General features: G+C 31.0%; 13 protein-coding genes and 2 tRNA genes. 6 read left to right on the forward strand and 9 right to left on the reverse strand.

The window, feature by feature from the left end; genetic code table 11:
• Positions 1–30: 30 nt before the first annotated feature.
• Positions 31–1,221: an AI-2E family transporter gene (locus tag CLCY_RS04470; RefSeq protein WP_048569942.1), complete on the reverse strand. Its 1,191-nt coding sequence runs from the start codon at positions 1,219–1,221 to the stop codon at positions 31–33.
• Positions 1,222–1,250: 29 nt separating this feature from the next.
• Positions 1,251–1,886, reverse strand: a complete 636-nt coding sequence (locus CLCY_RS04475) for an HAD family hydrolase (RefSeq protein WP_161797105.1) — start codon at positions 1,884–1,886, stop codon at positions 1,251–1,253.
• Positions 1,887–2,071: 185 nt separating this feature from the next.
• Here CLCY_RS04475 and CLCY_RS04480 point away from each other — a divergent pair, with 185 nt between their 5' ends.
• Together CLCY_RS04480 and CLCY_RS04485 are read left to right on the forward strand one after the other, a co-directional pair.
• Positions 2,072–2,674 (forward strand): DUF421 domain-containing protein, encoded by a 603-nt coding sequence (locus tag CLCY_RS04480; RefSeq protein WP_048569944.1) that lies wholly within the window; start codon positions 2,072–2,074, stop codon positions 2,672–2,674.
• 158 nt (positions 2,675–2,832) lie between these two features.
• Entirely contained in the window at positions 2,833–3,180 is a 348-nt protein-coding gene (locus CLCY_RS04485) for a four-helix bundle copper-binding protein (protein WP_048569945.1), read from the forward strand.
• A 105-nt stretch (positions 3,181–3,285) separates the two neighbouring features.
• Here the strand turns inward: CLCY_RS04485 and CLCY_RS04490 are convergent, their stop codons facing one another.
• The gene (locus tag CLCY_RS04490; RefSeq protein ID WP_048569946.1) at positions 3,286–4,710 is read right to left on the reverse strand and encodes a Na+/H+ antiporter NhaC family protein; all 1,425 of its coding nucleotides are present in this window, start codon (positions 4,708–4,710) and stop codon (positions 3,286–3,288) included.
• 184 nt (positions 4,711–4,894) lie between these two features.
• Here CLCY_RS04490 and CLCY_RS04495 point away from each other — a divergent pair, with 184 nt between their 5' ends.
• Together CLCY_RS04495 and CLCY_RS04500 are read left to right on the forward strand one after the other, a co-directional pair.
• Entirely contained in the window at positions 4,895–5,800 is a 906-nt protein-coding gene (locus CLCY_RS04495; RefSeq protein WP_048569947.1) for a multicopper oxidase family protein, read from the forward strand.
• Positions 5,801–6,047: 247 nt separating this feature from the next.
• Positions 6,048–6,677, forward strand: coding sequence for a hypothetical protein (locus CLCY_RS04500; RefSeq protein WP_048569948.1), 630 nt, complete (start codon positions 6,048–6,050; stop codon positions 6,675–6,677).
• A 572-nt stretch (positions 6,678–7,249) separates the two neighbouring features.
• On the opposite strand, the gene CLCY_RS04505 is transcribed toward CLCY_RS04500, so the two are convergent.
• Both CLCY_RS04505 and CLCY_RS04510 read right to left on the reverse strand, forming a co-directional pair.
• Positions 7,250–7,340 (reverse strand) — tRNA-Ser (locus tag CLCY_RS04505).
• A 61-nt stretch (positions 7,341–7,401) separates the two neighbouring features.
• Positions 7,402–8,520, reverse strand: a complete 1,119-nt coding sequence (locus CLCY_RS04510; RefSeq protein ID WP_048569949.1) for an NAD(P)/FAD-dependent oxidoreductase — start codon at positions 8,518–8,520, stop codon at positions 7,402–7,404.
• Between the two features lie 108 nt (positions 8,521–8,628).
• Here CLCY_RS04510 and CLCY_RS04515 point away from each other — a divergent pair, with 108 nt between their 5' ends.
• A complete protein-coding gene (locus CLCY_RS04515; protein ID WP_048569950.1) occupies positions 8,629–9,516 on the forward strand; it encodes an FUSC family protein in 888 nt (295 codons plus the stop codon).
• Between the two features lie 40 nt (positions 9,517–9,556).
• Here the strand turns inward: CLCY_RS04515 and tadA are convergent, their stop codons facing one another.
• The 3 genes from tadA to CLCY_RS04530 form a co-directional block, all read right to left on the reverse strand.
• Positions 9,557–10,009, reverse strand: a complete 453-nt coding sequence (gene tadA, locus CLCY_RS04520) for a tRNA adenosine(34) deaminase TadA (RefSeq protein WP_242844934.1) — start codon at positions 10,007–10,009, stop codon at positions 9,557–9,559.
• A 228-nt stretch (positions 10,010–10,237) separates the two neighbouring features.
• Positions 10,238–10,314 (reverse strand) — tRNA-Arg (locus CLCY_RS04525).
• Between the two features lie 46 nt (positions 10,315–10,360).
• A complete protein-coding gene (locus CLCY_RS04530) occupies positions 10,361–10,549 on the reverse strand; it encodes an aspartyl-phosphate phosphatase Spo0E family protein (RefSeq protein WP_048569951.1) in 189 nt (62 codons plus the stop codon).
• 359 nt (positions 10,550–10,908) lie between these two features.
• On the opposite strand from CLCY_RS04530, the gene CLCY_RS04535 reads away from it, so the two are divergent.
• The gene (locus tag CLCY_RS04535) at positions 10,909–12,291 is read left to right on the forward strand and encodes an MATE family efflux transporter (protein WP_048569952.1); all 1,383 of its coding nucleotides are present in this window, start codon (positions 10,909–10,911) and stop codon (positions 12,289–12,291) included.
• A 46-nt stretch (positions 12,292–12,337) separates the two neighbouring features.
• Here the strand turns inward: CLCY_RS04535 and CLCY_RS04540 are convergent, their stop codons facing one another.
• A complete protein-coding gene (locus tag CLCY_RS04540; protein ID WP_161797106.1) occupies positions 12,338–14,002 on the reverse strand; it encodes a GGDEF domain-containing protein in 1,665 nt (554 codons plus the stop codon).
• Between the last annotated feature and the right edge of the window lie 73 nt (positions 14,003–14,075).

Raw genomic sequence — 14,075 nt, forward strand, 5'->3', positions numbered from 1 at the left:
TGTAGAAAAAATTTCTACACCACTTTATTTTTACATAGTTTCTGTAAAGTCTACTCCAAGACCTTCAATATCAGCATAGGAAATGCCTCTTCTCCTAAGTCTTGCTGAAACCTCATTTTTGAATAAACAATATATAATTGAAGAAAGTGGAATACCAAGTAGCATTCCCATTACTCCAAATGAACTACCACCTACTGTTACTGCAAGTAGTACCCAGATTCCAGGAAGTCCTATAGAATTTCCTACTACTCTTGGGTATATAATATTTCCCTCGATTTGTTGAAGTACAATAATAAATACTATGAACCAAACAGCGGTCATTGGTTCAACCATTAGAAGTACAAATACCCCAACCCCAGTACCTATAAGTGCTCCGAAAACTGGAATAAGTGATGTAACTCCAACAATAGTAGAAATTAATGATGAATATGGCATGGAAAATATATTCATACCTATAAAGCAAAGCAATCCTATGATAATAGCTTCTGTAAACTGTCCAACTATGAACCTTGCAAATATCTTATTTGAAAGCTTACCTACTGAGATTAGATACTCTGCTCTTTTACGTGAAAAATATGCTAAACATATTCTTTTTGCCTGACTTGCAAGCTTTTCCTTTTGGAATAGCATATAAACAGAAAATGCAATTCCAATCACAGTATTAACTACTACACTAATTACCGCTGAAGTAATATTCATAGTAGTATTAATAAAGTCATTAGAAACATTCTTCATGAAACTTCCTAGCATTGAAAATACCTTGTCCCAATCTATCCTAATAGTATTTGCATAATCAGGTGATATATTTAGTGTTGAAATCATCTTGTCAGTCCAGTTCTGAAATACAGCAGCGTATATATTTATATTGCTTAAAAGCATTTGAAAGCTTTTTCTAAGTTCTGGGACAATTAAAAAGAATAAAACAAATAATATTCCTCCTAAAATAGCATAAGTAAGTAGTATACAAATCCCTCTTCTGGACTTTTTCCATAGTATACTATTACTCCTGTTTAATGGGGAGAATACCCTATCCTCTAACAATCTAAGTAGTCCATTGAGAGTAAACGCTATACAAACCCCAATAATAAAAGGCTTTAATATTTTAATAACAACATGTGAAAACCTCATAACTATTCCAAAATTTTGTACCCCTAGAAATACTAAAATAGAAACAACAATTATAAATAATATCTTTTTAATATTACTACTATTTAACTCCATATAATCACTCCCTTCTAAGTCAAATTAACTTATAGTAATTCCTCAAATCCAAGTATATATTTATCACAGAGCTTTTTAATAGTTTCAACATCTCCTTCAGCTGATGCATCACTTACACCAATTACCTTAAATCCTGCCTTCTTAGCGGTTTCTATACAGCTTAAAGTGTCTTCATATACAATTACATTATCTATATTAAGTCCTAATCTTTCAGTTGATTCTATATAAATCCTAGGATTTAGCTTACTATGCCCTACTTCACTACAAGTTAGTACAAATTCAAAGTAATCCTCTATCCCAAGTCTTTTTAAAGCATTTACTGCATGACAGTGACTTGTTGCTGTTGCTATACACATTTTTATATTATTTTCTTTAAGCTTGTCCAGATAATCAATTACATATGGCTTTAATTCAAAGTGATACTTATATTTATCAGCTATTAAAGCATGTACTTCATTTAAGATTTCCTCTACAGTATGTGTAAAACCATACTTTTCTATAAAATACTCACCTGCTTCTTCTAGGCTCATAGGCTTTAATATTTTACTAATATTATTTTCGGGAACTATACCTTTACTTCTTAAGTAATTTCCTCCGATATTTTCCCACTCATACATAGTATCAAGTAGTGTGCCATCAAAATCAAATATAGCACCTTTTATCACAAAATCACTTCCTTTATACATCTAATACATAAGTCATTATACCATTATTTATCAGTTAGGATAAATTAAGTTCTAATATAGAATAGTGGTGTTGCAGTAAGTAAAATAAAAATATTGTAACGTATTGAATTTCAATATAGTTAAATACTAATAGAATGTTTAATACTTTTAAAGGAGGATATTATATGGATTTAAATTGGATATGGCAAGCAACTCTTATATTCATTGTAGGAACATTTATTTTAAGAATAGGAGGAAGAAAATCAATTTCTCAGATGACAATATCCCAAACCATTGTAATGATAGGGTTAGGGTCACTACTCATTCAGCCTGTCTCTGGAAAAGGGCTTCTTATTACATTTTTAGTAGCTCTTGTGTTAACAATACTAATGATGCTTACTGAGTATCTAGAGGTTAAAATTGACTTTTTAGAAACTTTATTTTCAGGTAAATCAGTAATTGTTATTGAAAATGGTAAGTTAAATATGAAAAACTTAAGAAAGCTTAGAATGTCTATAGATAAGCTTGAAACACGCTTAAGACAGGCTGGGATTTCATCTATAGAAGATATTCAGTATGCAACAATAGAAGTAAGTGGTCAGATTGGATATGAGCTAAAAAATAATAAAAAACCAATAACCCAAGAAGACCTTGCAAAAATAATGAATGAAATATCTCAACTAAAAACATTAATTTCAAGTAGTTCAAATTCTCAGCCAGCTATAAGTAATAATATATTTGAAGAGATAAATACTAAAAAGTTTGAAGGAAATAGAAATGAGCCCTAAAAAACATTAATATTTCTTATCCAGACCATTACATGACTATAAAATACAAACATAATGTAAATTAAATATATTAATTATCTTTATACATAATGTACTTATTTTTACACACAATATATTTGATATTAGATCACATCTAACGTGTAAAAGGAGAATTTAAAATGGGAATAGTAACTAATTGTACAGATAAGCATCAAGCATGTATCGATGAATGTAATAGGTGTGCTCAAGCATGTTATGAATGCTTCGAAGCATGTTTAAATGAACCTGATGTTAATGCAAGAAAAAATTGTATAAGTATGCTTGTTGAATGTGCACAAATGTGTCAAATGTCAGCTTCAATGATGTCAATGAGTGGTCAATTTGCAAAAGACCATTGCAATCTTTGTGCTACTATTTGTGATAAATGCGCACAAGAATGTGAAATGTTTAAAGATGAACATTGCCAAAAGTGTGCTCAAGAATGCCGTAAATGTGCAGATGAATGCAGAAAAATGGCTAATATGTAATAAATACTAAAACTATTTAGACAGTGGAATAAACCCACTGTCTAATTAATTTATAATATAAAGCTGTTGTATCATAAAATAAACATATCATATCTTATTTAGGTCTTAAATTAATGCAAATAATACAAATAGTACTGTTGATATAAGCATCCCTACAATACTATAGGGCAATTGTGATTTTATATGCTCCATAAGTGGAACTTCTGCGATAGTTGATGATAATATTGCTGTTTCCCCGAGAGGAGATGTGTTATCACCAAGGGCTCCACCAGCTAAAACAGCACCTATAACAAGGGCTAAATTTGAATTACTAGATACTGCAAGTGGCACTGCTATAGGCATAATAAGTGCCCATGTTCCCCATGCTGAACCCATAAAATATGATGCAAAACAACCTATCAAAAAAATAGCCGCTGGAATTAAGTAAACAGGTACTTTAGGTCCTAGCACGTTGGTTACAAAGCTTATAAACCCTAAATCCTTTACTATACTTGCTAGCCCCCAACTCAAAATAAGAACTACTATAGGAGGCATCATTTCATTTCCTCCTGCTAGAAAGTTGCTCTCTATTACACCCATAGGTATCTTTTGAAAAACATAAATTATTGAAGTTATTATTATTGTAACAGTTCCGGCAATGAAAATTGATTTTTCAAAATTAGCATTTATAATTGCTGTGATAAATCCATTTTCTCCACTTCGTCCAGTATACCAAAGAAAGAAAAAGGTTAAGGATATTAATATCCCTAGAGGTAATATTAAGTTAATAGGACGTGGAGGAACCTTTTCAACAAATTCACTCTGTTCATGTGCTTCATTATGATGGTGACCATTTTCCTCCAAGTAACTTTTTTCATTATTTAACTTGATTACTCTATCAAAACCTAAACCAAATATAATTACACCTATACTTATTAAAATCATAATAATTGCATAAAAATTGTATGGAATACTTTTAATGTATATACTGTATGGAGATAATGTTAATCCTGCATTCTTAAATGCTGAACCTATAACCCCTATTATGTATCCAACATAAGTAGTACCAAATGGAATAAGTATTATAAGTAAACATGAGGTAACATTTAGAACAAATGCTAATTTTCTCTTACTCCCATTTACCTTATCAATTAATGCTTTACTAACTGTACCAGCTGCTATGCTATGGAAACAACAATCAATAAAGGTTACTGGAGTAACTAACCATATAGTTCCTAATGCTCCTTTTTCCGTCTTTACATATTTACTGGAGAATTCCGTAAAACCCTTAATTCCTCCTGAAACCTTCATAATTTCCCCAAATGCCCCGAAAATAAATAGGAAAAATATAATGTAAATACTATCTTCGTTTGCTACTGCTTTTATTAAATGCTCAATAGACAAAATAATTCCTTGAATAATACTTCCTTTAGCAAGAAAAATTCCACCTGTAATAACCCCTATAGTTAAAGATGGAATAACTCGCTTTGTAAATGCAGCAAGTATAATAACAATAAGGGGAATGAAAATAGAAATTAATCTGTAATCCATTATAGCCACATCCTTTCCTGCTATTAGTATTACAATTAGTCTATAAAATTATTAGATTATGAATACTTTATAATTCTTTATTGGAAATTTTCATATTTGATTATATCTAGCTTTAGTAACATTAGAATAAAACAAGCATATTATTATATGATAAGCTTAAAAAATCATATAAGAGGTGTTTTTTATGGTTGTTACGCCTGATATATATTCTCTAAAATATACTATGAGTAAAGGTGTAAAATATTTTGAATTAGTAGCAGAGCCAGTGAATCAAGAAATACTTCCCGGCGTATTTATAAAGGGATGGGGATACAATGGTAGTATCCCAGGTCCGACAATTAAAGTATATCCTGGAGATTATGTTAACATAAGAGTGTACAATCATCTTCCAGAAGCTACAAGTATTCATTGGCATGGACTTGATGTTCCTAATGTTATGGATGGAGTTCCTGATGTAGAGCCTTCCCCAAGAATTGAACCAGGACATTACTTTGATTATCGTTTTAAAGTTATAAATCCCCCAGGAACTCATATGTATCATTCTCATGTTAATGTTGTTAAGCAAGATATGTTAGGTTTATTAGGTGGATTTGTAATTTTAGACCCAGGTGATAAAGAAAGCCATAAGTGTGTTGATAAGGATTACTTATTGCTAATGCAAGAGTGGAGTCTTGTTGGTCCTAAGAAGGGGGAAAAGGTAAAACCAGGAGTGTATGAACTTAACCCCTTTACCAACGAGTTTAATATGTTTACTATTAATGGAAAGAGCTTTCCTGCAGTTACTCCAATGCCAATTAATTATGGAGATATTGTACGTCTAAGATTCGGAGCTATACAGATTAATCATCATCCTATGCATCTTCATGGACATCAGTTTCAAGTAGAAAAAGCTGATGGTAATCCTATTGACCCTAACAATAGAATATTAAAAAATACAATATTAGTAGCTAGTGGAGAAACCTGGGATGTACTGTTTAAGGCAGATAATCCAGGAACTTGGCCTATTCATTGTCATATATCACATCACATTGCTAATAACTTTACAGAAGGTGTAGGGGGCATGTTCTCTACTCTAGTATACCAATCGTAAATGCGCTGAGTATCTTAGGTATTTATAAATGCTTTGAAATCTGTTTAATAATGCTAATGTTAATTTGAAAAAATTATATTGTAATAAATATTTAAGACAGTGGAAGGTCAATCCACTGTCTATTTTACTTTCAAGAATCATTCACAATATAAACATTATATGAAATGTAAAGTTAACTTACACTAGTCATAATAATATATTATAATGGAAAATAATAGAAAATAGTAGAAAATGAAAGGGTGATTCTATGACAATTAAGAAATTTCCAAAGTTTATAATAATAACTGTTTTATCCTCAATCGTTCTTTTGACTGCAATAATATCATTGTTCTTTAATTCAAATAATGAAAAAAGCATTGATATTACTAGTTACTCTATATATTCTGGGAAAGTTAAGTTAAAAGAATATGAAAATCTAGAATCATTAGAAAATGAAATGAATTTTAAGCTATTACATTCTAATTACTTTTCAAACAATAATTTTGTGGTTATGTGTATTAGATACAATAACTACTCCTCAGAAATATATCAAGTACCTAAGTCAGCAATAAAAGCATATAAAAAGAAGTTAGACGCGGTTACTATAGGTGAGTTTTTAGGGACAATTAATGAGGCATATGCTGAAATATCAGTTTTAGATAAATTAGGAAAAGATTCCAAACTTCAACCTGCACAATTTTTAGGAGAGTATGAAATTCTAAAAGGATACCCTCTTAGTAACGGTCAGGAAACTCAATTAGTTAAGCAGCCAGGCTTCGGATCAAGGAAACCAGCCTATACAATCGCATTTAATTACAATCAAGCAATGTATGCCATAAGGGGAATCCCTTCTCAAAAGAAAGCTAAAGAAATCGTAGATTCCTATGTTATAAAATAAGTTTAAGCTATGGCCAAGAGGTGCTGAGGTCGCCCTCGACCATGGATTTTCATTTTTACATTTGTGTCTTCTAACTTTTGAAACATTAAGATTAGAATAGCATATTAGGATATAATAGCATTATACCTAGCCCAACAATTAAGGTTTATCCTGGGTATTATGTTAACATAAGAGTGTATAATCAGCTTCCACAGGTAGAGCATTCTCCACGAACTAAACCAGGTGATTATTTTGATTACCACTTTAAAATTACAAATCCACCGGGAACTCATATTCATAACCATCCCCTCAAAGTAGTTCACAATATACAACTGTTGTGCAATTAATAAAATCTAAATTTTAATCCTGTTAATTCATTAATCTTTTTTAGTTGTTCGGTATTAAAATAAACTACTAAACATGTTTTCCTCCTAAATGCTTTTTCCTTCGTAATATAACGCAATTAGATAGTAACTTAAAATGTAGTACTATAAGAACAAGATTTCTTTTATAGGTATACTTATGCTGTAAATTGCTTGAAATGAATTAAACGTAAAAAACACGTGAAGCATTTTATACTTAACGTGTTTACTTGGCGGAGAAAGGGGGATTCGAACCCCCGGTAGGGTTTCCCCTACACACGCTTTCCAGGCGTGCGCCTTAAACCAGCTCGACCATCTCTCCATGCGACTTTACTTATACCATGTAATTATGCCATAAAAATAGCAACAATGCAACAGATTTATTATATTGATCCCTTTGACTTATAATAATTCCATAATCTCATTATTGGAGTTGATAACTTAAGTATATCTATCCCACAACTGTTACTACATAGCCTATCAGATATCATACCTATAATATTATTATTTAAATTTTTAATATGGAAATCTAGTTGCTCATCTGTTAAATTCTCCATAAATCTCCTAAAAACTATAGAATGATTATAATCCTCAAATAAATGTTTAGTAAGTTCCTCATAGTCCCCTATTCCACAAATATCATAGGCTGAATATACTCCTGTTAAAATCGATGTAAGCTGTCCAAAGCCAAGTCCAGGAGATATAGATCCAAAACAATTTCCTACAAAGTAGGTATTATTAATCTTAGGCTTATTACATATACCCATCATATACCTTGTAATTTCAAAATTATCAGTTATAGTTAAATCCTCACCTAGGTCCCTACATACTAAACTATAAAACTTTTCCCACATACTATTTATATCTAGTTTTATATTATCAGGATAATCAGGGTAAGCAATTGATAAATTAGCTTCATTATCAGAAAAAGGGATTAACCATGTATATCCTTTTGGTAATATATCATAATTAAACCATACATGTGGGCTACTTGTTATAAAGTTCCCCTGTACTGTTGCTCCCTTTATAGTACATGTAAGATCACACTTATAATTACCTAGTCGAGATGCATATTCCCCATCTCCTGTAGCCAACACTACATAATCGTAATCCTTACATAAATCTTCATAGTCATATGTAGAGTTAAAGTTAATTTTACTTTTTATCTGCTTTTCTAACTGTCTTTCATATGAGTCTTCGTGTCTACCTCTTATATTTGTATAACCAATTTTGCCATTAATAGAGGCAACTTCCTTTTGAGAATGAATAAACAACTTAGTTACTTTATCTGTGGCATTTAAGTTTATATTATAATTCTTAGATATGTAAGATAAGTTATCCTTAATAGGTCTATCGATTATGCTAAACATTGCCTCTCCATTAATAAATCTATCTCCTACCATACTTCTTTTTTCAAAGATAGTAGGTGAAACTCCAAGACGCTCTAATGTTATTGCACAGGAAAGTCCAGATAGACCAGCTCCCATTATAGCAACCTTCACTTGCAACACCTCCCACAAAACATAGTATATACTTAGCTAAAGTTTCTATACATTGTTTTCCTTGACTTTAGCATTTTTATAGGTATTAAATATAATTAGGTGATGTTTATGAAATATGGAATTGGTATTAGAAATCTAAAAACCGCTATAGCTGTTTTTCTTTCTATTGGTGCATCTACTTTACTGTCATTTAAATCTCCATATCTTGCTGCCATAACCTCACTTCTTGTTATGGAGAGTAGTGTTGTAGATACACTAAGGTCAGGAAAGAATAGGATTATTTCTACTATATTCGGTGCTATTATTGCATTTTTACTATGCCTTATTAAGCCAGGGGACCTACTCCTCTCGTCTATTGGCATTGTAATTATTATATCTGTTTGTGGAATTCTAAATTGGAATTTTTCAATTCCAACATCAGGTATAGTTTTCCTATCTATAATGTTTGGGGTAACCCCTAATATGGATGCATTTGAATACAGCTTATCTGCTATAATTCAGACCTTCCTAGGTATATCCATAGCATTTATAGTAAATTTTCTTATAGCACCACCGAATCATATAGCTTCAATTCTTAAAAGCTATCAAATACTTCGAGATAAAACCTCAGAACTTATAAAGAAAAGACTTTGTTATAATGAGGTTGTAGATACATTTGGTTTTTATGACAAAATACAAAAACTTTCAGATGAACTTTCAACTTTACTTGAAGAGATAAGAATCTCTAAGGATCGTCCACTTTATGCAGACAATATAAAAGAGATAATACTTCTTCATAAGCATATATATTTTCATCTTACTGTGCTTAACGACTTAGATAAGGAATACTGTTTATCTAAGGAGAACTTAGCTAAACTTCAGGTGATATACGGAATCACTCCTGATACTAGTAAGTGTGTTTCTAAGGAGGAAAATATAGTTTTTAACTATCATGTAGAAAAGATTTTAGATGCTTTTATATCACTTCAAGGACTTCCTATAACTAGAGATGAGTAAATTAAGAGGCTATCACATAAGATATGTGATAGCCTCTATGTTAAGTGTGATTTCTTCGAGTTTTAAAAAACTGTGAAAGCAAAGAGCTACATTCCCTCTCCATGATTCCCTCAACAACCTCAACTTTATGATTAAGCTTTCCCTCATCCGGAATACTATAAAGACTTCTGCATGCTCCAAATCTTCTATCATAGGCTCCAAATATAAGCTTATTTAACCTTGATTGAACTATTGCACCTGCACACATTACACATGGCTCAAGTGTTATATAAATCTCACAATCTATAAGCCTCCAACCTTTAAGAATTTCAGATGCCTTCTTAATTGCAAGAATCTCAGCATGTGCTGTTGTATCCATTAAAGTCTCCTTCATATTATATGCTTTAGCTATGATTTCACCATTTTTTACTACAACCGCTCCTACAGGAACTTCACCTATACTAGCCGCCTTTTTAGCTTCCTCAATAGCAACCGACATAAAGTAACTTTCCAACTACCTATCCTCCAAACTAATATATAGATCCATCTAATAAATCTCATCATATTAAATATATTACTTATTTTAATAAATCAAAAGGCCGTTAACAAGTAGATGTTAACGGCTAAATAGTCATAATGTAAATATCAATCTAGTTAAACTAATATGTTTTAAAATAAACTTGAATAAGATATCAATTAATTAAGTTTCTCTAATTACCCCAAATATAAATATAAATAAAAGTGGTGCACCTGAGAGGATTCGAACCTCCGGCCTGCGGTTTAGGAAACCGTCGCTCTATCCTACTGAGCTACAGGTGCCTATCATTGTAATTATAGTCATTATCACTTTTCTTGTCAATAAGTGCTAAATCTGCATAGTAACCGCACCTTGATAATTTTTTGAGATCAATTGCTTCTGACACTCTACTATAAATTCATCTAGTAATTGACTTATTACAATTACTCTGGCGTCTGTTAAGCTTGTACAGTTTTCTAGTTCTTTATGTAGTTCTCTTCTCATAAAGTCAACTTTATACACTACTGCCTTCTCCATATGAAAAACCTCCTTACAAAGATATCTTACTTTAACTTACAGTAATAATATCTATGTATAAATAATAGAATAATAGGTTAATTAAGTCAATTTCAAACGTTAGACATATTATAAAAATAAATGCTATCATAACTTGTTTTTCTACAAAAATTTTCCCTTTTCCTTAATAAATTGACTGATTGTACTGTCATTTAATACTTTACAGTTTAATTTTTCGTGTTATTTTTTCGACATTTCGGCATATTATCTATAAAAACCCTAAATTTAATTCTAACTTAGTTCCACTATGTATATAATTTAGTTTGTGTTATAATTATGTACTTAAGTTTAATTTCTAACTTAATAAGGAGGTAGAAAATATGACGGAAAAAGATTCTCTACAGCTTATGGGAACAGAAAACATTGGTAAGCTGCTTGTTAAATTTTCTGTGCCTGCTATTATTGGCCTTATAGTCAATGCACTATATAATATTGTAGACAGAATATTCGTAGGTCAAGGTGTTAACATCTTAGCTTTATCAGGAATAACTATTGCATTTCCTGTTATGAACGTCATTATAGCCTTTGGTATGCTTGTAGGAATAGGAGCTACTGCACTAATTTCTATAAGACTTGGCCAGGGCAAAAAAGATGAGGCTGAAAAAATCCTCGGCAATGCAATTTCTCTTACTGTTATTCTTTCTCTTATACTTACAGTCATTGGTATAGCATTTCTTGAACCTATCCTTGTTCTATTTGGAGGAAAAGGTGAAGTTCTAACATACGCTAAAGACTATACACTTATTATTCTTATAGGAACAGTTCTTAACAATCTATCCTTTGGTATCAATAGTATCATACGTGCAGATGGTAGTCCTAAAATGGCAATGTTCACTATGATTATAGGAGCAGTGATTAACGCTATTTTAAATCCTATTTTCATATTTGGACTTGGCCTTGGAATTCAAGGGTCAGCTTTAGCTACAGTTATATCTCAGGCAATATCTACAGTTTGGGTTCTTATGTATTTTAGAAGCTCAAAGAGCCTACTAAAAATAAGAAAAGAAAACTTAAAACCTGATTTTCATATTATTCGTAGCACCTTTGCTATAGGAATGTCACCATTTTCTATGCAAATCGCCGCAAGCGTAATCACTGTTATACTTAACAAACAACTTGTAAACTATGGTGATAATATTTCTGTAGCGGTTATGGGTGTTATTAACTCTATAGTACTACTTCTTCTTATGCCTATTTTCGGTATCAATCAAGGGGTTCAACCAATACTTGGCTATAACTTCGGTGCTAAGAAGTATGATAGAGTTAAAGAAGCCCTTAAGCTAGCTATTATATCTGCTACCATAATATCAACTTTAGGTTATATACTTGTAGCTGTTTTCCCAGGAGTTATAATGAGCACATTCGCAGATAAATCTAATACAGCTGTGTTAAACGAGTTTATATCACAGGGAACCTTTGTACTTAGAGTATACCTATGTATGCTTCCTATTGTAGGATTCCAAATAGTAAGTTCAGTGTACTTCCAATCAGTAGGAAAAGCAGGGTATTCCATGTTCTTGTCTTTATCAAGGCAGGTTATAATATTGCTTCCTCTACTAATTATTATGCCTACTATTTGGGGATTACACGGTATATTTATAGCAGGGCCTACTTCTGATTTCCTATCTTCTCTAATAACAGCAGTGCTACTTATAAGAGATCTTAGAAAATTAGGAAATAGGGAAGAAGCTGCTGCATCTTAAAGTTAAATAAACTTCCACCAATAGAAGAAGGATATTATATTTAATATTAAATATAATATCCTTCTTTTCTTTTTCTTTTATTTTTGTACATATATTTATCAGCACGTGAAAATACAGAATAAATATCTCTATCTATAGAACTATCATAGGCTGCCTTTCCCGAAGACATGCTTACGTCCTTTTTACAGTTAAACTCAATCTCTTTTATAAAGTTTCTTGTTTTAACTTCACAATCTTCCACTTCCTCAAGGGACTTGTCTACACATAAAATAGCAAATTCATCCCCACCAATTCTATAAACTTCACCTATATCTTTAAATGCCCAATTAAGTATTGATGCACTTAAAAATATAATTCTATCCCCATGGATATGTCCATGGTAATCATTAGTTTCCTTTAGGTTATCTAAATCAACTACTATTACAGTTATATTAGAATGATTTTTTAACTCTTCATTTAATCTTTGAATAGTTTCATCAAATGCTCTTCTATTCAAAAGTCCAGTACTTATATCCTTATATGCTATATCCATAAGGGTTTCATTTCTAACCTTTTCATCCTTTAACTTGATTATGTATCTAGCTACATTTATTAAAATTGTTAAAGTAAATATAAACATTCCTACATAAAAGTGATTAAAGGAACTCTTCTCTGGCTTCGAGTAAAATTCAATTAAGTCTATTGAACCAAACATAATCATTAGTATACATCCTAGGAAAAATAATATAAAATCCTTATCATGTATAGTTACTTCTAAGGATAAAACACATATTAATAAAATCAATGATATACCTAAAATACTATGATAAAACTTTATTCCTTGGTGTAGCTCCATAAGTCCAAATGCACTTGTACATATTATAAACGTCAAAAATATGGTAAGAGTTGATATTAAAAACATTATTATTCTTTTATGTTTTATTGGGTAATTTGTAATGATAAATATTAAAAGAGGTATAGGCATTGAATAAAAAGCTATATATTCAATCACATAACCTATGTATGAATTATTATAAAATATTTGATAAAGGTCAGTTTCAGCTATTATCCATGACCCACAAATTAGTGTAAATATCCCTATGCATAGAAGATTTATATATTTACTATTTCTTAAAAAGGTATTTAAAAATGTACTAATAGAAAATACTCCGATCAATATCATACCTAGTGCCATAAGATTAGATACTCCACTTTCCCCTATAGCGTTTCCTATATGATCTGCCTTGCTACCAATAGATATCTGCTCTATTCGCCCAACATTTTGTGGGAACCTAGAGAAAACCTGTATCTGTATATTAGCTTCTGTGTAGTTTCTAGGAATCTCTAAATAGTGAAAACCCATACCGTAATCATTTACATCACCTTTGTCATTATCCGCTCTACTATCATATATTTGCCTACCATTAATTAATACCTTAATCTGTTTCATATATGATTTTATAAATAGAGTCTTGTCTCTATGCAATTTTGGTAGTTTACTATTCATATATATAGTCATAGAACCTTCCCTATACTTAGGCTTCCATGGCAAAGTAGCTTTCTTAATACTTCTATCTAAACTTGTATAGTACGTCCAACTATCTATTTTAATTGTACAATCTCTTAACAAATTATATGATGGCTTTGTTATTAAAGCATTAATAACAAGCACTCCTGATACTATAAGGGAAACTACAATACAGAGAGTAAATATATTATAGTACTTTTTCATATCCATACTCCCCTCCATGTTTATTCTTACATTTTTAGCAATTAATACTATTATACATTCCTTTTAATCAAAG

The sequence above is a fragment of the Clostridium cylindrosporum DSM 605 genome (genome assembly GCF_001047375.1).
GTDB lineage: Bacteria > Bacillota > Clostridia > Clostridiales > Caloramatoraceae > Clostridium_AB > Clostridium_AB cylindrosporum.

Excerpts from the sequence above, each read along its gene's own strand:
- CLCY_RS04490 (WP_048569946.1), bottom strand. The coding sequence starts at position 4,710 with ATGGATTACAGATTAATTTCTATTTTCATTCCCCTTATTGTTATTATA.
- CLCY_RS04530 (WP_048569951.1), bottom strand. The coding sequence starts at position 10,549 with ATGGAGAAGGCAGTAGTGTATAAAGTTGACTTTATGAGAAGAGAACTA.
- CLCY_RS04470 (WP_048569942.1), bottom strand. The coding sequence starts at position 1,221 with ATGGAGTTAAATAGTAGTAATATTAAAAAGATATTATTTATAATTGTT.
- CLCY_RS04485 (WP_048569945.1), top strand. The coding sequence starts at position 2,833 with ATGGGAATAGTAACTAATTGTACAGATAAGCATCAAGCATGTATCGAT.
- CLCY_RS04515 (WP_048569950.1), top strand. The coding sequence starts at position 8,629 with ATGAAATATGGAATTGGTATTAGAAATCTAAAAACCGCTATAGCTGTT.
- CLCY_RS04500 (WP_048569948.1), top strand. The coding sequence starts at position 6,048 with ATGACAATTAAGAAATTTCCAAAGTTTATAATAATAACTGTTTTATCC.
- CLCY_RS04495 (WP_048569947.1), top strand. The coding sequence starts at position 4,895 with ATGGTTGTTACGCCTGATATATATTCTCTAAAATATACTATGAGTAAA.
- CLCY_RS04480 (WP_048569944.1), top strand. The coding sequence starts at position 2,072 with ATGGATTTAAATTGGATATGGCAAGCAACTCTTATATTCATTGTAGGA.
- CLCY_RS04535 (WP_048569952.1), top strand. The coding sequence starts at position 10,909 with ATGACGGAAAAAGATTCTCTACAGCTTATGGGAACAGAAAACATTGGT.
- CLCY_RS04540 (WP_161797106.1), bottom strand. The coding sequence starts at position 14,002 with ATGAAAAAGTACTATAATATATTTACTCTCTGTATTGTAGTTTCCCTT.